We start from the raw sequence: 16,718 nt of genomic DNA, 5'->3' as shown, positions 1-16,718 counted from the left end.
CTTAAAGAATAGAGGCCAGAATTTCCTGACCGCCGGCAGCCAGCATTTTTTTGCCAAGCTGTTGACCGAGGCTGACAGCGTCATCAGCCTTACCGTTTATTGTATCACGCAGAATAGTGCTGCCGTCCAAGGCAGCAATGATTGCTTCAATGCGAATGTTTTCACCTTCAACGTCGGCATGTACGCCGATAGGAACCTGACAGCCGCCTTCCAGTAAGCCCAAGAAGGCACGCTCGGCATCGGTAGCCTGTTTGGTGTTCAGGTCGTTTAAGAAGCTCAGCATATCGCGTACTTCTTTATCCTCGGTACGCGCTTCGATTGCCAATGCGCCCTGGCCTACAGCCGGCAGGCAGACATCAGCAGGAATCAGGCTGGAGATACGGTCGCCGTGACCCAGACGCTCTAAGCCTGCAGCGGCCAGAATAATAGCATCGTACAGTCCTTCATCCAGCTTACGCAGGCGGGTATCAACGTTGCCGCGCAGGTCGCGGATTTCCAAATCCGGACGCTTAGCTAACAGCTGTGCCTTGCGGCGCAGGCTGCTGGTGCCGACTACAGCACCGAGCGGCAGCTCTTCGAAGCTGCCATATTTGTTGCTGACAAAAGCATCGCCAACGTTGGCACGCTCGGTAATTGCTGTCAGACACAGGCCTTCCGGCAGAACGGTAGGCATATCCTTCAGACTATGTACTGCCAAATCAATAGTACCGTCTAAAAGATCCTCTTCAATTTCCTTGGTAAATAAACCCTTGCCGCCGATTTGCGCCAGGGGTACGTCTAAAATACGGTCGCCTTTGGTGACAATTTTTTTCAGTACAACCTCACATTCAGGGTATTGCTTGCGCAGTAAGGCTGCAATATGATTGCTTTGCCAAAGCGCTAAAAGACTTTGTCTAGTCCCAATCGTCAATTTTGCTTTCATCACCAAACTCCTCTCCGGTTTCGTTTAATAAAAATAAATCACACATCATCTTTTTATAGCGTTCTTCCTCTGCGGTGCCTGCTACAGCATTCATAGCCTTCATAGGCTCGCGCAGGAATTTATGCTCCAGACGTTGGGTCATCAGGTCAATAATGCGCTTTTCATGATCGGTAAGCTTCGGCATTTTAATAAAGGCCTTCTTCAAAACCTTCTGGCGCAGGAAATTCATTTTATCATGCAGCTGTACCATAACAGGGCGCATTGTGTAATAACGCAGACGCTCCTTGAGGGCACCAATCTCTTCGCTGATAATCTGTTCGGCAACGTGAGCTTCCTTTTCACGGAAGTTTTTATTGGTATCAACAACGCCTTCCAAATCGTCAATGTTATAAATGGTTACACCGTCAACATCGGCAAGTCTTGGATCGACGTCACGCGGAACGGCAATATCAATCAGAATCAGCGGCCTGCCGTTGCGCTTGGGCAGCAGTGGTCCCAAATTTTCTACGGTAAGCACGTAATGCGGCGCACCGGTAGAAGTTATGATAATATCGGCATCGGCGGCATGCTCGAACATAGCACGGTAGGGAATAGCCGTACCGTGGAATTTGTCTGCCAGATCCTGCGCTCTTTCGTAGTGACGGTTGCTGACGCAAATAGTCTGCGCACCCTTGTCCAACAGATGCTGTGCGGTGAGCTCGCTCATATGACCGGCACCTACCACCAGAATCTGGGCCTTGCTCAGGTCGCCTAAAATTTTGATGGCCAGGTCAACAGCGGCACTGGAAACGGATACACTGCTGTAAGCAATTTTTGTTTCGGTACGCACGCGCTTGCCGACGGCAATTGCCTTATTCATGATGGTATTGAGAATTGTATCTGTCATACCGTTATTGCGGGCAATCTGATACGCATTTTTAATCTGGCTGAGAATCTGGCCTTCACCGACAATCAGGGAGTCCAGACTGGAGGCTACACGGAACAGATGCTTGACGCAATTTGTTCCGTTAAGATTGTAAAAATAATCGCTTTGGTAATGTTCACCTGCTAAATGCTTGAGCAATGATTTGATAAAAGGAATTGCTTCATGCGGATTTTCGATAACCATGTACAGCTCTGTGCGGTTGCAGGTGGAAAGCAGCATGGCTTCGGGAATATTATCGTAATTGCGCAGGCGGCGCAGAATACTTGCCACCCTGTCATTGGAAAAATTGAAACGTTCACGGATCTCAACGGGGGCGGTCCTGTGATTGAGTCCTAAAACTGTTAACTGCATCTAATACCTTCTCCTTTGCTTGAGCAGCCTTACCTGCCATAACTAAATTTAGTAAATCCTGTTTCAAAACACTGCGCCAGAATTGCGTCCGCTCCTGCGGCGTACTTTCAATGTTTTTGACAGCTTCACGCTGCAGCAGCAGAAAGCTGTTGAAGTCAGCCAGCTCGGGTGTCAGAATGTGTTCCAGCTGTTTTTTCAGCAGACGCGTAAAAGCAGGCATACCGCCTGTTGCTAACGCAATGGTAATATCACCTTCGCTGATAGCTGAGGGGACAGTGAAATTACTCAGCTCGGGTTCGGTAATATTATTGATGAGGCAGGGAGCAGCCTCTGAAATCTGCCTGTTTACAGCCTTATTATCTGTGGCGGCAATAACCACAAATGCATTCTGCAGATATTCCGGTTTGTAGTAATCATTGATGAGCGTACAGCTCTGTGCTGAGGCGAGCGTTTGCACTTCGTCACAGAAGAGCGGCGCAACAACCGTTACTTTAGCTTCGGCATCCAGCAGCGTTGCCAGTTTACGGGCAGCAACAGCACCGCCGCCGATGATTACGCAGTTTTTGCCTGCTACACGCAGCATAGCAGGATAATGAAAATTAGTTTTAATAAGCATATAATTAACCACCTATAGGAACGTGATAATGAGTGTCATTAAATATGTTTCCTAACCTTTATATAATATCATATCTTAAGCAATTTATAAAGATATTGAAGGCTTTTTAAGTGTGAAAAACATAAGAAAGTGTATAAAGCAAGAAGATTGGCGGAATGATTCCGGCTAAAACAGTAAATGGCTGTTAAAAACCGAAAAAACTCCCGCCGTAATCCGTCAGGATTACTCAGCGGGAGCCTTATTAAGTCTTATTAATTTTTATTGGTTAATTATTTACCGAAATATCTTTTCAGCAGGCCTGCGAAAGCTTTGCCGTGGCGAGCTTCGTCACGAGCCATTTCATGAACGGTGTCATGGATAGCATCCAGGTTCAGAGCTTTAGCACGTTTAGCCAGGTCGGTTTTGCCTGCGGTTGCACCGTTTTCAGCTTCTACACGCATTTCCAGGTTCTTTTTGGTGGAGTCGGTTACAACTTCGCCCAGCAGTTCTGCGAATTTAGCAGCATGTTCAGCTTCTTCGAAAGCAGCTTTTTCCCAGTACAGGCCGATTTCCGGATAGCCTTCGCGGAAAGCTACGCGGCTCATTGCCAGGTACATACCAACTTCGGAGCATTCGCCGTTGAAGTTAGCGCGCAGATCAGCTTTGATATCTTCAGGAACGTCGGAAGCGATGCCTACAACGTGCTCGGCAGCCCAGCCCATTTCAGCAGCCATTTCCTGGAATTTGGAAGCGGGAGCGCCGCATTGCGGGCATTTTACCGGAGCAGCTTCGCCTTCATATACATAACCACATACTTGACATACAAATTTTTTCATATTAGTTCCCTCCATGTTTTTATATTGCATTGCTTAATTTTATTTTGACTTGCACAGCTTGTGTGCCCTTGACACTTATATAATAACACAGGCCGGCACAGTTGTCAATAATAATTATCCGTTAGTTTTTATTTTAATTTAGTTAGCCGTCGCTGACAAATTAAAATTTGAGAGTTAAGCCCAGGTTAACGCCTTTAGCCTTCATGTCGAGGTCTTCGCCGAAAGCATCATCGAATGTCTGATTATAGTAAGAAGCATTAACTTCCAGGTTGTTCAGAATAGGCTTGCTGATGCCAATTTCATAGCCGCTGTTTCTGTTGCCGTAGCCCACATTTCCCCAAACAGTGAAGAGTGCGGGAATATCATAGGCAGCCTGCAGACCGATTTGACCGGAGTTTTTGGTTTTGCCGCCAAAGTCACCGGAGGTATCAGCGTTCAGATAACCTGCATAAGCGGAAATACCAGGCAGAACTTTATACATAATATTGAATTGTTGGGCGCGGGTTTTGGCTTCGTCTGCTTTGTAATTATTCCATTTGTAGTTTAAAGCAGTTTTTTGACCGATGCCGACAGTTGCGCCAAGATAGGTACTGTTGGATTTGCTGAATTTATAGTTGTCACCTTTAAGACTGGATGGCAGAGTAATGCCTGCATCAATAGCAACCTTGCCTGCGTCATAATTCTTCAGCGGAGAAGCATAGGCGCTCAGGCTGCAGGTGGTTGCAAGGCAGATTGCTGCGCCAAAAGCTAATAAAGCATGTGTGGATTTCATTTTGCATCGCTCCTTTTACAACATAATTTTGGTCTTAACTTAATTTTAGCATATAAAGATAGTTATGCAAGCAAAAAGCAGTGATGTGTTTATGACAAATGTGTTAAAAGTACTTGTAAAATCACGCGGAAAAGAGGATAATTATAATGTATATCTATCTATAAACAAGGGGATTTTATGAGCGCAGATTCTAAAGCTTCGAATAGCAAATTTTTAAAGGGAACTTTAATTCTCACGGCCTCCAGTATTGTGGTCAAGGTTATCGGTTCTCTGAACTGGATTATTTTATCACGTGTATTGGGTGGCGAAGGTATCGGCCTGTATCAGATGGGCTTTCCAATCTATCTGATGGCAATCACTGTATCTAGTGCCGGTGTACCGGTGGCAATATCTATTATTACCTCCGAAAAATTGGCGAATAAGGATTATCGCGGAGCCAAGCGAGTTTTTAATGTTTCGCTGCGAGTGCTGTTGTTGACGGGCCTTTTGTTTTCGTCCTCACTGTTTTTCGGTGCGGACTGGCTGGTTAATAACCATATCATTCGCGACAGCCGTGCGTATTATTCTATTATCGCTCTGGCGCCTGCGGTTTTCTTCGTAACCTTTCTGGCTAGCTTCCGCGGTTATCTGCAGGGCTGGCAGATTATGACGCCGACGGCGGTCAGTGAGATTGTTGAGCAGCTGACACGTGTTATTACCATGCTCGTTTTTGCCGACCTCTTTATGCCGTACGGTCTGGCGTTCGCTGCAGGCGGTGCCAGCATGGGCGCTGGCGTAGGCGCGTTCTGTGCACTTTTGGTGCTGATGTGGTTCTATCGCCGTCTGAAGCAGCGTCTGCAAAAGGAAATGGCAGAGCAGGATGACAGTGCGCCGGTAGAAAGCGCCGGACATATCATCAAGCGTCTGCTGAAGCTGGCGTTGCCGGTTTCGCTGACCAGTCTGATGCTGCCGATAGGTGCAAACCTTGACCTTCTGATTGTGCCGCAGCGTCTGGAAGCAGCCGGTTTTGATATTCATCATGCGACTGAGCTGTTCGGTTATCTGACTGGTATGGCTGTACCTTTGGTTAATCTGGCAACAATTTTTACTGCTGCGATGACCATTAGTCTGGTGCCGTCAATTTCCGAATCTCGTGCGCTGGGTAGCTTTGATGCAATCCGTGATAAAATCCGTATCGCCTTCCGCGTAGCGATGATTATTACTTTCCCCTGCTTTATGGGGTTATATTGTCTGGCGGAAAAGGTTGCGGCACTCGTGTATAATGCTCCCGGTGCGGCACCTGCGATTCAGACGATGAGCATCGGTATTCTGTTTTTAGGTATGCATCAGATCAGTACAGGTATTCTGCAAGGCCTTGGGCGCACAGCAATCCCTGTAATCAATATGATTATTGCCTGCATTGTAAAAATCGTTATGAGCTGGTATCTTACTGCTGTGCCGGAGCTGGGCATCCGCGGTGCGTCAATGGCGACGGTGGCAGATTTTGCCGTGGCAGCGATTATCAATATGGGCTTTATTTACAAGCTGACAGGCTATAGCTTCTCTGTTGGCAGCATTATCCGTCCCTGCTTTGCTTCCGGTGTTATGGGCGCGGCGATTTACGGCGTGCTGATGCTTACGGAAAGCATGGGTATGTGGTGTGTGCTGTTTGCTATGGCGGCAGCTGTTCCTGTCTATGCATTGGCGCTGCTTGCCTGCGGTGGTCTGAATAAAGAGGATTTGGACAACGTGCCCTTTGTGGGACGCAGATTGTTGGCAGTAGGCCAACGCTTTGGTCTTTTCAAGTGAGGTAATTAAAATAATGGAGGAAAGGAAATGTGAGCTGCGCTTGCCAAACGGCAAGGTAGTAAATTTTTCGTATGCTAAGCTCAAGGCAGGCATTGCCGTTACTGCTCTGGTTCTTGTCGGAGCAGTCGGCACAGCCGGCTATTTACATCATCAGTTGGCTGATTATCGCAGCGAAGCAACCGATTATGCTGCATATAAGCAAAACAAGGCTGAGCAGCAGACAAAGCTGCAGAAGCTTTTACAGGATAACGAAAGAATGCTGCGCGATATGGCGGAAATCTCTAATCTGGAGAAAAAGCTGCGCCGTGCTGTTATCCGTGATGTAGACAGCAGCAAGCTGGGCGAAGGTACCAGTATGGTTGATTCGACAGCGGCAAAGGAAACGTCTGCCAATACGTCTTATACAGGCAAGGGCGGGCCTGCTAAAATGGATATCAACGGCACCATGGCTGTGCTGACAGCGCAAAATGCCAATATCAAAAAGATGCTTGATAGTACCAAAAAATCTGTCAGCGAGCTCTTAAGTGAGGTTGAAGGCTCCGGTGGCGGCATGGCGTCCTTCCCGGATAAATGGCCTACAGACGGCGGCACTATCAGCAGTAATTATGGTGTGCGTACTGGTCCGATTGAGGGCGGTTATGACTGGCATCCCGGTCTGGATATAGCGGTTGACTTTGGCGCACCGGTTTATGCTACGGCTGCTGGTACGATTGAACAGGCAGGCTGGAACGGTGGCTACGGGCGCTATGTGCGTATAAATCATGGTAATGGCTACGAAACAGCCTACGGACATATGAGCGGCATTGCCGTTGCTGCAGGGCAGAAGGTAATCAAAGGCGAGATCATCGGCTTTGTCGGCAGTACAGGCTACAGCACTGGTCCGCATATTCATTATGAGGTATTGGCAGACGGACAAAATATCGATCCGTTCTATGTGCTGAAAAATAAATAAAGACTGCGGTATATCAATATAAGCGGTAAAACAGTTCAGTGCTAAGCTGACCGTTAAAATTAAAAATAGATTTTGTAAGCCACTATGACAAATTTGTTGTAGTGGTTTTTTGTATGCCTTGGTCAGAAATTATGAGGGATATGCAGGATGGATTTAGTGTAAAAAATACGTAAAACATTCTTTGGAGCGCTATTATTGCTTTACAGCAGGAAATGCAGGTGTTATCATTATCTTAATATTATAAATAATTACAGGCGAGGAGGTCCGCATTATGTCCATCAGAGAAATTTCCTTCCCTTCTGCCAACGGCAGAGATACAATCAAGGGCTGGTCCTACAGTCCTTTAGGCAAACCGAAAGCTATTGTACAGCTGATTCACGGCTACGGTGAGCATTCACGTCGCTATCTGCATATGATCAGTAAGTTCAATGAAGCAGGCTTTGTAGTGTTTGCTGATGATCATCTCGGTCACGGTAAAACCGGCTATGACGGAGGCACCCTGGGTGATCCGCATTCCGGCGGCTATATGACCTATCTGAAGGATGAAAAGGCTTTGCATGATATTGCTAAAGAGGCTTATCCTGAGCTGCCGTATTTCGTTTTCGGCCACAGTTGGGGTTCTATGCTGGCGCGTGCTTATGCGTCAATCTACGGTGAGGATATCAAAGGTATGATGCTGTGCGGTGTCTGCTCGCAGTGGCAGGGCTGTGAGGATGCCTATGTTAATGCAGAATTCAAGGCTGCTTATGAGGCAGATCCGTATCAGCCATGCGGCGTCTGGTTTGAGCGTGTTTTCTGCGGTATGACGGACAGGGTGGAAAATCCGAATGGTCCGGCAGATTGGATTGCAACAGATCCGCGCATTGTTGAGGACCATGCAGGCGATATGTTCAATACCTTTGATACTACGCTGGAGCTGTGCTATGATTTCGTGCAGCTGTATTATTATATTGAAAATGATGAATGGGCTGCCAAGGTGCCGCAAAATATACCCAGCTATCTGATTGCCGGTGATCAGGATCCCTGCGGTAATTACGGCGAGGGCTTGTATCATGTTGCCAATCTGCTGGCAAAAACAGGACATAAGGTTTCCGTAAAGCCGTATCCGGGCTTCCGTCATGAAATTCACAATGAGCTGTGCTTGCGCGATGAAGTAGAAGCTGGTCTGATTAAGTTTATGGATGATTGCTTGGCGTAAAATAGTTATAAAAAAGAGACTGCCTTACGGCAGCCTCTTTTACTTTATAAGCTCCCATATATCGCTTACATTTTCAGCCAACAGCTTAGCGCCGTGCGCTTCCAGAAAGGCGCGACCTCTGAAGCCCCAGCAGGCGCCGATGCAGGGCACGCCTGCATTGCGGGCGGTGTCGAGGTCGGTATCCGAATCACCGATATAGATAGTGCTTGCGGGCTCAGCCTTTAATTGCCGCATGATTGCCAGCAGCATATCCGGCGCAGGCTTTTTTGCGATGCCGGCGCGCTCGCCGCAGGCAGCGTCGAGCTGACCGTCAAAGTATTGCTTAGCCAGCGCTTGTACGCCGTAATCTGCCTTGTTGGAAACAATGGCGGTGCGGCAGCCTGCAGCGCGCAGCTGCTGCAAAAGCTGCGGCACGCCTTCGTAGGGGCGGGTGCTGTCGGCGCAGTGCTCCTTATAGTATCTGTTGAAGCTGGCAAAGACCTCCTCCTGCAGCTTTGCAGGCGTATCAGCCGGTACCGCACGCTCAATCAGCTTGCGGATGCCGTTGCCGACAAACCGGCGTACCTCGTCTGTGGTGCGCTGAGGCAGCTTGTGCTCTGCCAAAGCATAGTTGGTAGCGGCAGCTAAATCTGCCAGTGTGTTGAGTAAGGTACCGTCAAGATCAAAAATAATGGTTGTATATTTCATGATTAATCTCCTTTTGAACTTCAGATTTTCTTCCTCGTCTATTGTAGCACAAATAAGGCAAATGCTTTATAATATTGTTATATTTTAAGTATGGAGGATAGAGCATGACTTATGATTACGCTCGCTTAGCGAAAATTAAGTGTTTTCTTTTTGATATGGACGGAACCATTAACCTGGGTAACGAACTGATTCCGGGTATGGAGGGCTTTTTTGATAAATTGAAGGCAGCAGGCAAGGAATATTATCTGCTGACAAATAATTCTTCCCGTAGCCACGAGCATTATGTGCAGAAGATGAACGGATTGGGCGTACCTGTTACACGTGAGAATATCTTGATTTCATCAGATGCACTTACCAACTGGATGCAGAAGAACAAACCGGGCGCGAAGCTGTTTGTGCTGGGAACACCGCAGCTGTTGGCAACAATTGAGGAAGCAGGCTTTACGCTGACAAATACATTAGAGGAGGGCGCTGATTATGTAGTTGTCGGCTTTGACCAGACACTTACCTATGACCGCCTTACTACCGCCTGCCGCCTGATTGACAAGGGTGTGCCGTACGTTGCCACGCATCCTGATGTGCGTTGCCCGATTGAAGGCGGCGAATTCATTCCTGATACCGGTGCAATGCTGGAGCTGATTAAAACTGCTACCGGCAAAAAGCCGCAACTGATTTTCGGCAAGCCTTACAAGTATATGGTTGATGTGGTTTTGGACAAAACCGGTTATAAAAAAGAGGAAATTGCTATGGTGGGTGACCGCCTGGCAACTGATATTGCCTTTGGCCTAAACAATGACATTCTTTCTGTGATGGTGCTGACAGGTGAAGCAACCATGGAAGATGTGGAAAACGGTTCTATTAAGCCGGATATTATTTTGCCGCATGCTAAGGAAATTTTGCAATATATTGGTTAATAACGGATAAATACTTTGCTTTGACAATGAAAGGAGTATTGCTATGGCTGTTTTGGAACAGACTGCTGTATTGACTGATGCTATTCGCCCTGTGCCTGCCAGTGAGCTGGAGGCGCGTCTGGAGAAGTTCCGCCGCCTGATGGATGAAATGCATCCGGGGTGGGAAATGGCTGCAGTCAATCATAAGATTGCGATGTATTATTTTACGGGTACGATGCAGGAAGGCGTGCTGCTGATTCGTCCGCAGGATGCAATTTTCTGGGTGCGCCGCAACTATGAGCGTGCAGTAAACGAATCGCATTTCGGCGATATCCGTCCGATGCACAGCTTTCGTGAGGCTGCTGCCTATTATGGCAGTGCGCCGCGCATTATGTATGTAGAAACGAAGAAGGCTACCTTGGACTGGGAGCGGATGCTGCATAAGTATTTTGCTTTTGAAGAGGTTGGTTCTTTTGATGCTGTGCTGCAGGAGCTGCGTCTGCGCAAGAGTGCTTACGAGCTGCAGCAGATGGAACGCTCCGGCGCTATTCATGAAACAGTGCTGGATGTTGTTGCGCCGAAGCTGATTCATGCAGGTATCAGCGAGGCTCAGCTGGCTATCGAGCTTTACAGCGAGATGGTGCAGCGCGGCTCGCACGGAACAGCGCGCTTTAACCAGTCCTTGGGCGAGGAGGTTGTCGGTCTGGCTTCCTTTGGCAAGAGCGGTTTAGTACGCACCGGCTTTGACGGCCCCGGCGGTACCGGCGGCACCTGTATAGCGGTGCAATCCATCGGTAATGCTTTCCGCAAGCTGAAGTCCGGTCGATTGGTTTATCTTGATGTTCCCTGCGGATTTGACGGTTATCATACCGATAAGACAGTCGTTTATTATTTCGGCAGTCTGCAAAAGGACGAGCAATGCGCAAGACTTTTGGCGGCACAGGAGCGCTGCCTGGAGCTGGAGCAAGAGGTAGTGTCCATGATGGTGCCTGGTGAGCCGATTGAAAACCTGTATTTGCGCACCATGGAAAAGTTTGATAATGTTTACGGTGATGCGTTTATGAACGGCGGCAAATTCCTGGGTCACAGCATTGGTCTGGTGATGGATGAAGCGCCGGCTATAGCAAAGGGCTTTAAGCAGCCGCTGGAGTCCGGTATGACCTTTGCCGTAGAGCCTAAAATTGCTTTGCCGGGCTTAGGCCTGGTAGGCACGGAAAATACCTATGTGGTTACGGAAAAGGGCGCACGTTCGCTGACCGGTCGCTCACACGCACTGCGTGAAATTGAATAGTATTACGGTAAAACAAAAATGCTGCGGGCGCAAGCCTGCAGCATTTTTTGTAAGTTTCTTATTCAGCTAATTCCTTGGCGCATTCTACGAATTTTACTCCGGCAGCAGCCATTTCCTGCATAGCGCTTGCGATGGTTTCGGGAGCAATGCCGCGGCAAGCAGCCTTGTTCAGGATAACATCGAAGCCTGCAGCCTTCAGCTGTAGTACAGTGTTTTTTACGCAGTAATCGGTTGCCAGACCGCCGCAGATAATGGTGGTAATACCATGGCAGCGCAGATATTCGATGGCACCTGTGGAAAGAGTGTCCTTCAAGTCATGGTAGCAGGCACCGTAGGGATGCTTATCTGCTTCAATGCCCTTGAATACCTGATAATCATAGGCAGCTTCATCAAGGCCGTCGATGAAGTCAAAGCCTTTGGTGCCGATAATAGCATGTGCCGGCCAACGGATATCAAGATCGGGATAACCGCTGATGGGAGTGAGCGGAGCGTGCTCGGCGTCGCTGATCCAGAGCGCACAACGGCTGTGCGCGTCGCGGGAAGCGAGGCGCAGGCTGGCGAACTGTGCCTGGGCGTTCAGCTCGGGTGCGATGGTGTCGCCTTCGGCAACCGGCAGCTCATCGGGGCAGACCGGGGTGAAGGTGTTTTGTGCGTCAATATCAAAGGAGGCAATGTATTTTTTTTCCGGTAATTGCATAGGGAACCCTGCTTTCTGTTTTAATTTAGACTTATTGTAGTATACCACCGTAATTTTAGCAATAGGGAAATTGCTTTTGCTATCAGTATTGCAAGTGGTAATGATATTAATATAAAAGGTGGCAACGTAGCCAGTGAAGCAGGAAAAGTCGACCTTGCTGCCGAAAATAATACAAATATCGCTAATGAAGAGTAGGTGGCAAAATGAAAGGATTATTAAACATATATATAGAAAAAAACACAGGTGAAATATCTATTTTGATATATCACGTTACGACTATTGGGTTTAGCAGAAGCATAGGAAAAATTATCGATAATATCAGCAATGAATCTTTAAAGGAGACAGTAATTAAATGCATAGAATTCAGTTTAGATAAATATAAAAGTGAAGATAAAGAAAATCTTGATCCATTTAAACTCACAAAATACAAAACATGGAACCGCTTTTTTAATATGCACTATGTTGTTGAGGTGACTTATATAGAAGAAAACCAAGAATATTATATAAAAATGCTTCAAAGGAAAAAAGCTACCAAGTCTTTCGGAAGTGCAGTAAGTGGTTTTGAGTTTAAAATAAAGAAGGAAGAATTTGATTCTCAATTTGATGATATAATTAAAAAAATAATGGACAATCTTGAGAAATATCAAAGCTGATTTTGTTGGAATTAGTGGCAATGTTAGCAATGATAATGTTGATAGCAAATATGAAAGCGTTACAGACCAGAGTAGTACCTACGCAGAAAAAGATGGCAGAAGATAATAATGACCTTTTATTAGAACAAAAGCAGCAATTTTAGATGCTAATGTGGCTTATGTGAAATTAGAATACATGGGGAATACAAATGAAAAATAAAATAGTATATTTAATTATAATATTATTATGTGGATATAATGTGTTTGTTCCTTCAGATTCGTTGCAAAAACAAGAATTGAAATACGTTAATGAATATATCAAATTGCCGTTACCAGATGATAGCGAAACTTTGATACCGCAAGGGAATAAAGTTCCGCGGTATTATTCGTTATATGCTGATAAAAACTTTGATTTGGAAGAATTTTTAGCTATATTACGTAGACAAGGATGGGTTGATCACGAAAAATATAGAGATAATGAAGTTTACTATTATGTGTTTAGAAAAAATGGCTTTTTATATACTTTACGAATATATGATAATGGGAGATGGGGTGATGGATTAACATATGAACAATAGGTTCGTTAAAAATATATTGCTAGTAGCAGTTATATCATTTTTGTTTTTTGGCTTGATTAAGATAGTGGGGAATATGATCTTATATAATTCTATGGAAATAAATGAAACAGAGCGTTTTTTTTTGGTCATGTGCAAGAGAACTGCAGTTACCTGGAGAAGTAATTCGCTTTGAAGAAAAGAAGGGTATACGTTTTTTTAGAGATAAAACTATTATTAAAGTAAAGTATAAAAATGATAAAAATTTGAAAGAGGATGAAATATCAAATCTTTTAAAAAAAATGGATGGAAAAAAGGAAATAATAGAATGATTTTTTATAAAAAACAATCATATGTTGAAGTGATTTCTACCAATGAAGATTATTATGAGATATTATATAAACATATGTAGTTGACTATAATAAATGCTGAGCGACGAAAATATCCGCCTGAATGCTAAAAAGGACATCAGCATTGCTGGTGAGATTTTGAGTGCGAAAAATGATGTGGACTTGAATGCTAAAGTAGGTGAAATTATGTTAGGATTATTAGATATATATATTGAGCGTGATACTTTTCAAATCTCTGTATTAGTATATCATATTAACCCTATAGGCTTTGGTGAAGCTATGAAAGAGTTGATAAACGTAAAAAACATATCATATTTGAAAAAGTCGGTTGAAGACGCAATTGCTTTAAGCTTATCAGAGTATAAGAGAGATGTAGAAAAATGCAATTTTTTTAAACTTACAAAATATAAAACTTGGAATAAGTTCTTTAATGCACATTATGTTATTGGAATAACGTATGAAAAAGAGAAGAATTTATATACAATTAAAGTACCTGAAAGAGATAAGAAAACTAAATCATTCGGTAATACTGTAAGTGGTTTTGAATTTAAAATAAAGAGGGAAGACTTTGATTCTCAATTTGATGGTATAATTAAAAAAATAATGGATAATCTTGAGGAATATCAAAGTTGATTTTGATATCAAATGTGGCTTGGAATTAGTGATTTCAGAACAGAAGGTGTATCTCTTGGATAATGCAGTTTGAAAAATTATTCATTATTTAATAATTTTGGCGTACATGTTATCAATAGAATATATTATACTTCCGAAGATAGCATCCAATAATTATAAAGGATAATTTTATTATAGGCTTAAACTTGCGCAGATAGTAGTAATAAGAAGAATTGTTTGTTATTATATTGATTGCTCGTTTTTTGTTTTCTTCTCGCATTATCCTTCCTGCCGCTCTTTCACAAAGAATTCATTTGTCAAAAGCATAATTTTGGTTTACACTATAGCTAGAATTCTTGGTTAATATAACAAATAATGATAATTATAAAGTGAGGCAGACTGATGGCAACCTATATTATTGGTGGTTTGTTGGTAATATTGGTGATTTTGGCAGTGCGCAGTTATTTTGGCAACAAGTATCGCGGCGGGTGCAACGGCTGTTCCGGCTGTCCGCATGCTAAAAACTGCAACTCGATAAAAAAATAAAATGTTGACAAAATCCCCTGTTGGTTATATGCTAATATTAGAGTTTTATAAAATTATTGTATGCTAAACAAAATTCACGGGTAAGTTTGATGCCGCAGCAACGATGCTTTGCCTGCGGTTTATTTTTTGGACGATAAGCTGAGGAGGATGCCATTGTGCATATTCAACGTGGTGCGTGGGCAGAAATAAATTTAGATGCAGTTGCACATAACGTGCAGATGGCTAAGGCCAATCTGAAGCCGACAACCAAATTATGTGCTGTCGTCAAGGCAGATGCCTATGGTCATGGCGCTGTGCGCGTAGCGCAGGAAGCAGCGCGTAATGGTGCAGACTTTTTTGCGGTAGCTCTCCTGCAGGAGGGCGTGAAGCTGCGCGAGGCCGGCATTGAAACACCGATTCTGGTGCTTGGCTCAATGCTGCCGGAGGTTGCGGAAATCTGCGTGCGCTATGATATCAGCCATGCAGTATTTGATGAAGAACGCTTATATGCTTTGAATGCGGCGGCTTTGAAGCTGCATACTAAGGCTAAAATACATATTAAGATTGATACAGGTATGCACCGTATCGGTGTACATGTGCGTGATGCCGGCAGGTTTGCCAAGCTGGCAGCGTCCTTGCCCGGTATCTATATCGAGGGCGTATTCAGTCACTTTGCGACTGCTGACGCCGATGATAAGCAGTATGCTGCCTATCAGTTTGAACGCTTTCAGGAGGCGTTGCGCCTGATTGAAGCGGAGGGAGTGCATATCCCTATCCGTCATATCGCCAACAGTGCTGCGCTGACGGAGCTGCAGGAATATCAGCTGGATATGGTGCGTCAGGGAATCACCCTGTATGGCCTGCACCCGGCGCATATGATTGACTGCTACAAGGATTTTGAACCTGTTATGACTGTAAAGACGCAGGTTGCTTTTGTGAAAACACTGCCACCCGGTGAAACCATCGGCTATGGCAGAACCTATACATTGACGAGACCTAGTGTTATTGCTACTGTGCCTATCGGTTATGCCGACGGCGTGAGCCGCCGCTTGTCTAACCGCGGGTATATGCTGGTCAACGGCAAAAAGGCGCCGATTATCGGACGCGTATGCATGGACCAGACGATGCTGGACGTAACGGATATTCCGGACGTTAAGCTGGGTAGTGAGGTTATCGTGTTTGGCGGCCGTGAGCTGCCAATGGAGCTGGTTGCGGAATGGGCAGATACTATCTGCTATGAAATTGTCTGCGACGTGAGCCCGCGTGTGCCGCGTGAATATGTACGCGGCAACTAAAAAGAAGCATTGGCGTGAGCCGTTGCTTCTTAACAAAATACGCTTTCCCTTATTTTATGGCTGCTGGACGCATTTGCGAAAGGCAGTCCTTTTTTTGTGGGCGGAAGAGCTGCTTCAACCTAAAAAGGCTACTGCGTAAGCAATTTTACGCAATAGCCTTTTTTTACATGGTTATTTTTCAGCAAAAGGTATCTTTATAGCGCTGTTGGCACTGCTTGATGATTTCCTTTGCTTTGTCTACATCATGTGCCTCTTCAAGAGCGGTGCTTTTGCCCTCAAGGGATTTGTACACGCTGAAGAAGTGAATCATTTCATCGCTGATATGCTGCGGCAGCTCGCTGATGGATTTGTAGGAATTATACATCGGGTCACCGAAGGGAATCGCAATGATTTTTTCGTCCATATCACCGCTGTCCTCCATGATGATAACGCCGATGGGGTAGCAGCGCATCAAGGTCATCGGTACAACGTTTTCGGAGCATAAAACCAACACATCCAACGGGTCGTTATCTGCTGCGTAGGTACGGGGAATAAAGCCGTAGTTGGCAGGATAGTGAGTTGCGGTGTACAGGATGCGGTCCATTTTGAGCAGACCGGTTTCCTTGTCCAGCTCGTACTTTACCTTGCAGCCTTTGGGGATTTCGATAACTGCAATAAAATCGTCAGGAGAGATACGTTTGGGGTCAATGTCATGCCAAATATTCATAGTCATTTCGTTTTTGCCTCCTCTTGTGCTTTGGGACAGAAATAAATATGTTGCTCACAAATTCCTCTCTTAATCATAGATGTTCTGGAGGTCGATGTCAAATTTTGCAGGGCGATTTTTCACAACTTTTACCAAAC

At 45.3% G+C, this 16,718-nt stretch carries 19 protein-coding genes; 11 read left to right on the top strand and 8 right to left on the bottom strand.

What is annotated here, in order from left to right; all coding sequences use genetic code 11:
- Nucleotide 1 precedes the first annotated feature (1 nt).
- The 5 genes from hemC to KAH19_RS03465 form a co-directional block, all read right to left on the bottom strand.
- The gene (hemC, locus tag KAH19_RS03485) at nucleotides 2-922 is read right to left on the bottom strand and encodes a hydroxymethylbilane synthase (RefSeq protein ID WP_210685116.1); all 921 of its coding nucleotides are present in this window, start codon (nucleotides 920-922) and stop codon (nucleotides 2-4) included.
- Complete coding sequence (gene hemA / locus KAH19_RS03480) at nucleotides 894-2,198, bottom strand: glutamyl-tRNA reductase (protein ID WP_210685115.1); 1,305 nt, start codon at nucleotides 2,196-2,198, stop codon at nucleotides 894-896. Before hemA ends, hemC begins: the two co-directional genes overlap by 29 nt.
- The gene (locus KAH19_RS03475) at nucleotides 2,152-2,814 is read right to left on the bottom strand and encodes a bifunctional precorrin-2 dehydrogenase/sirohydrochlorin ferrochelatase (RefSeq protein WP_210685114.1); all 663 of its coding nucleotides are present in this window, start codon (nucleotides 2,812-2,814) and stop codon (nucleotides 2,152-2,154) included. Before KAH19_RS03475 ends, hemA begins: the two co-directional genes overlap by 47 nt.
- Before the next feature lie 269 nt (nucleotides 2,815-3,083).
- Nucleotides 3,084-3,629 carry an NADH peroxidase gene (locus KAH19_RS03470; protein WP_210685113.1) on the bottom strand — a complete coding sequence of 182 codons (546 nt, stop codon included), beginning with the start codon at nucleotides 3,627-3,629 and terminating at the stop codon, nucleotides 3,084-3,086.
- 160 nt (nucleotides 3,630-3,789) lie between these two features.
- The gene (locus tag KAH19_RS03465) at nucleotides 3,790-4,401 is read right to left on the bottom strand and encodes a hypothetical protein (protein ID WP_210685112.1); all 612 of its coding nucleotides are present in this window, start codon (nucleotides 4,399-4,401) and stop codon (nucleotides 3,790-3,792) included.
- Between the two features lie 177 nt (nucleotides 4,402-4,578).
- Between KAH19_RS03465 and KAH19_RS03460 the strand changes: the two genes are divergently transcribed.
- From KAH19_RS03460 to KAH19_RS03450, 3 genes are all read left to right on the top strand, one after another.
- On the top strand, nucleotides 4,579-6,189 hold the full coding sequence (locus tag KAH19_RS03460) for a polysaccharide biosynthesis protein (RefSeq protein ID WP_210685111.1): 1,611 nt from the start codon (nucleotides 4,579-4,581) through the stop codon (nucleotides 6,187-6,189).
- Nucleotides 6,190-6,202: 13 nt separating this feature from the next.
- Nucleotides 6,203-7,141 carry a M23 family metallopeptidase gene (locus KAH19_RS03455; RefSeq protein WP_210685110.1) on the top strand — a complete coding sequence of 313 codons (939 nt, stop codon included), beginning with the start codon at nucleotides 6,203-6,205 and terminating at the stop codon, nucleotides 7,139-7,141.
- 271 nt (nucleotides 7,142-7,412) lie between these two features.
- The gene (locus KAH19_RS03450; protein ID WP_210685109.1) at nucleotides 7,413-8,339 is read left to right on the top strand and encodes an alpha/beta hydrolase; all 927 of its coding nucleotides are present in this window, start codon (nucleotides 7,413-7,415) and stop codon (nucleotides 8,337-8,339) included.
- 39 nt (nucleotides 8,340-8,378) lie between these two features.
- Here the strand turns inward: KAH19_RS03450 and KAH19_RS03445 are convergent, their stop codons facing one another.
- Complete coding sequence (locus KAH19_RS03445; protein WP_210685108.1) at nucleotides 8,379-9,026, bottom strand: HAD family hydrolase; 648 nt, start codon at nucleotides 9,024-9,026, stop codon at nucleotides 8,379-8,381.
- Nucleotides 9,027-9,130: 104 nt separating this feature from the next.
- Here KAH19_RS03445 and KAH19_RS03440 point away from each other — a divergent pair, with 104 nt between their 5' ends.
- Both KAH19_RS03440 and KAH19_RS03435 read left to right on the top strand, forming a co-directional pair.
- Nucleotides 9,131-9,940 (top strand): HAD-IIA family hydrolase, encoded by an 810-nt coding sequence (locus tag KAH19_RS03440; protein ID WP_210685107.1) that lies wholly within the window; start codon nucleotides 9,131-9,133, stop codon nucleotides 9,938-9,940.
- A 43-nt stretch (nucleotides 9,941-9,983) separates the two neighbouring features.
- Nucleotides 9,984-11,210 carry a Xaa-Pro peptidase family protein gene (locus KAH19_RS03435; protein WP_210685106.1) on the top strand — a complete coding sequence of 409 codons (1,227 nt, stop codon included), beginning with the start codon at nucleotides 9,984-9,986 and terminating at the stop codon, nucleotides 11,208-11,210.
- A gap of 58 nt (nucleotides 11,211-11,268) precedes the next feature.
- On the opposite strand, the gene KAH19_RS03430 is transcribed toward KAH19_RS03435, so the two are convergent.
- Complete coding sequence (locus KAH19_RS03430; protein WP_210685105.1) at nucleotides 11,269-11,907, bottom strand: isochorismatase family protein; 639 nt, start codon at nucleotides 11,905-11,907, stop codon at nucleotides 11,269-11,271.
- Between the two features lie 203 nt (nucleotides 11,908-12,110).
- Here KAH19_RS03430 and KAH19_RS03425 point away from each other — a divergent pair, with 203 nt between their 5' ends.
- The 6 genes from KAH19_RS03425 (at nucleotide 12,111) to alr (ending at nucleotide 15,875) form a co-directional block, all read left to right on the top strand.
- Nucleotides 12,111-12,560: a hypothetical protein gene (locus KAH19_RS03425; protein ID WP_210685104.1), complete on the top strand. Its 450-nt coding sequence runs from the start codon at nucleotides 12,111-12,113 to the stop codon at nucleotides 12,558-12,560.
- A gap of 188 nt (nucleotides 12,561-12,748) precedes the next feature.
- Entirely contained in the window at nucleotides 12,749-13,117 is a 369-nt protein-coding gene (locus tag KAH19_RS03420) for a hypothetical protein (protein ID WP_210685103.1), read from the top strand.
- 101 nt (nucleotides 13,118-13,218) lie between these two features.
- The gene (locus KAH19_RS03415; RefSeq protein WP_210685102.1) at nucleotides 13,219-13,425 is read left to right on the top strand and encodes a hypothetical protein; all 207 of its coding nucleotides are present in this window, start codon (nucleotides 13,219-13,221) and stop codon (nucleotides 13,423-13,425) included.
- A 93-nt stretch (nucleotides 13,426-13,518) separates the two neighbouring features.
- On the top strand, nucleotides 13,519-14,076 hold the full coding sequence (locus tag KAH19_RS03410) for a hypothetical protein (protein WP_210685101.1): 558 nt from the start codon (nucleotides 13,519-13,521) through the stop codon (nucleotides 14,074-14,076).
- Between the two features lie 381 nt (nucleotides 14,077-14,457).
- Nucleotides 14,458-14,601, top strand: coding sequence for a FeoB-associated Cys-rich membrane protein (locus KAH19_RS03405; protein WP_210685100.1), 144 nt, complete (start codon nucleotides 14,458-14,460; stop codon nucleotides 14,599-14,601).
- A gap of 155 nt (nucleotides 14,602-14,756) precedes the next feature.
- Entirely contained in the window at nucleotides 14,757-15,875 is a 1,119-nt protein-coding gene (alr, locus tag KAH19_RS03400; protein WP_009144443.1) for an alanine racemase, read from the top strand.
- A gap of 178 nt (nucleotides 15,876-16,053) precedes the next feature.
- On the opposite strand, the gene KAH19_RS03395 is transcribed toward alr, so the two are convergent.
- Complete coding sequence (locus KAH19_RS03395) at nucleotides 16,054-16,581, bottom strand: inorganic diphosphatase (RefSeq protein WP_040564460.1); 528 nt, start codon at nucleotides 16,579-16,581, stop codon at nucleotides 16,054-16,056.
- Nucleotides 16,582-16,718 lie beyond the last annotated feature (137 nt).

The organism is Phascolarctobacterium sp. Marseille-Q4147 (assembly GCF_017968825.1).
Classification (GTDB): domain Bacteria; phylum Bacillota; class Negativicutes; order Acidaminococcales; family Acidaminococcaceae; genus Phascolarctobacterium_A.
Note: the sequence above shows the minus strand (reverse complement) of the source record. Positions and strands in the feature narration are given on the sequence as shown.

Coding starts and splice junctions, on each gene's coding strand:
- KAH19_RS03455 (WP_210685110.1), top strand. CDS start 6,203: ATGGAGGAAAGGAAATGTGAGCTGCGCTTGCCAAACGGCAAGGTAGTA.
- KAH19_RS03430 (WP_210685105.1), bottom strand. CDS start 11,907: ATGCAATTACCGGAAAAAAAATACATTGCCTCCTTTGATATTGACGCA.
- KAH19_RS03450 (WP_210685109.1), top strand. CDS start 7,413: ATGTCCATCAGAGAAATTTCCTTCCCTTCTGCCAACGGCAGAGATACA.
- KAH19_RS03435 (WP_210685106.1), top strand. CDS start 9,984: ATGGCTGTTTTGGAACAGACTGCTGTATTGACTGATGCTATTCGCCCT.
- KAH19_RS03465 (WP_210685112.1), bottom strand. CDS start 4,401: ATGAAATCCACACATGCTTTATTAGCTTTTGGCGCAGCAATCTGCCTT.
- KAH19_RS03405 (WP_210685100.1), top strand. CDS start 14,458: ATGGCAACCTATATTATTGGTGGTTTGTTGGTAATATTGGTGATTTTG.
- KAH19_RS03410 (WP_210685101.1), top strand. CDS start 13,519: ATGCTGAGCGACGAAAATATCCGCCTGAATGCTAAAAAGGACATCAGC.
- KAH19_RS03460 (WP_210685111.1), top strand. CDS start 4,579: ATGAGCGCAGATTCTAAAGCTTCGAATAGCAAATTTTTAAAGGGAACT.
- KAH19_RS03415 (WP_210685102.1), top strand. CDS start 13,219: ATGAAACAGAGCGTTTTTTTTTGGTCATGTGCAAGAGAACTGCAGTTA.
- KAH19_RS03470 (WP_210685113.1), bottom strand. CDS start 3,629: ATGAAAAAATTTGTATGTCAAGTATGTGGTTATGTATATGAAGGCGAA.
- KAH19_RS03425 (WP_210685104.1), top strand. CDS start 12,111: ATGAAAGGATTATTAAACATATATATAGAAAAAAACACAGGTGAAATA.
- KAH19_RS03420 (WP_210685103.1), top strand. CDS start 12,749: ATGAAAAATAAAATAGTATATTTAATTATAATATTATTATGTGGATAT.
- KAH19_RS03440 (WP_210685107.1), top strand. CDS start 9,131: ATGACTTATGATTACGCTCGCTTAGCGAAAATTAAGTGTTTTCTTTTT.
- KAH19_RS03445 (WP_210685108.1), bottom strand. CDS start 9,026: ATGAAATATACAACCATTATTTTTGATCTTGACGGTACCTTACTCAAC.
- KAH19_RS03395 (WP_040564460.1), bottom strand. CDS start 16,581: ATGAATATTTGGCATGACATTGACCCCAAACGTATCTCTCCTGACGAT.
- hemC (WP_210685116.1), bottom strand. CDS start 922: ATGAAAGCAAAATTGACGATTGGGACTAGACAAAGTCTTTTAGCGCTT.
- KAH19_RS03475 (WP_210685114.1), bottom strand. CDS start 2,814: ATGCTTATTAAAACTAATTTTCATTATCCTGCTATGCTGCGTGTAGCA.
- hemA (WP_210685115.1), bottom strand. CDS start 2,198: ATGCAGTTAACAGTTTTAGGACTCAATCACAGGACCGCCCCCGTTGAG.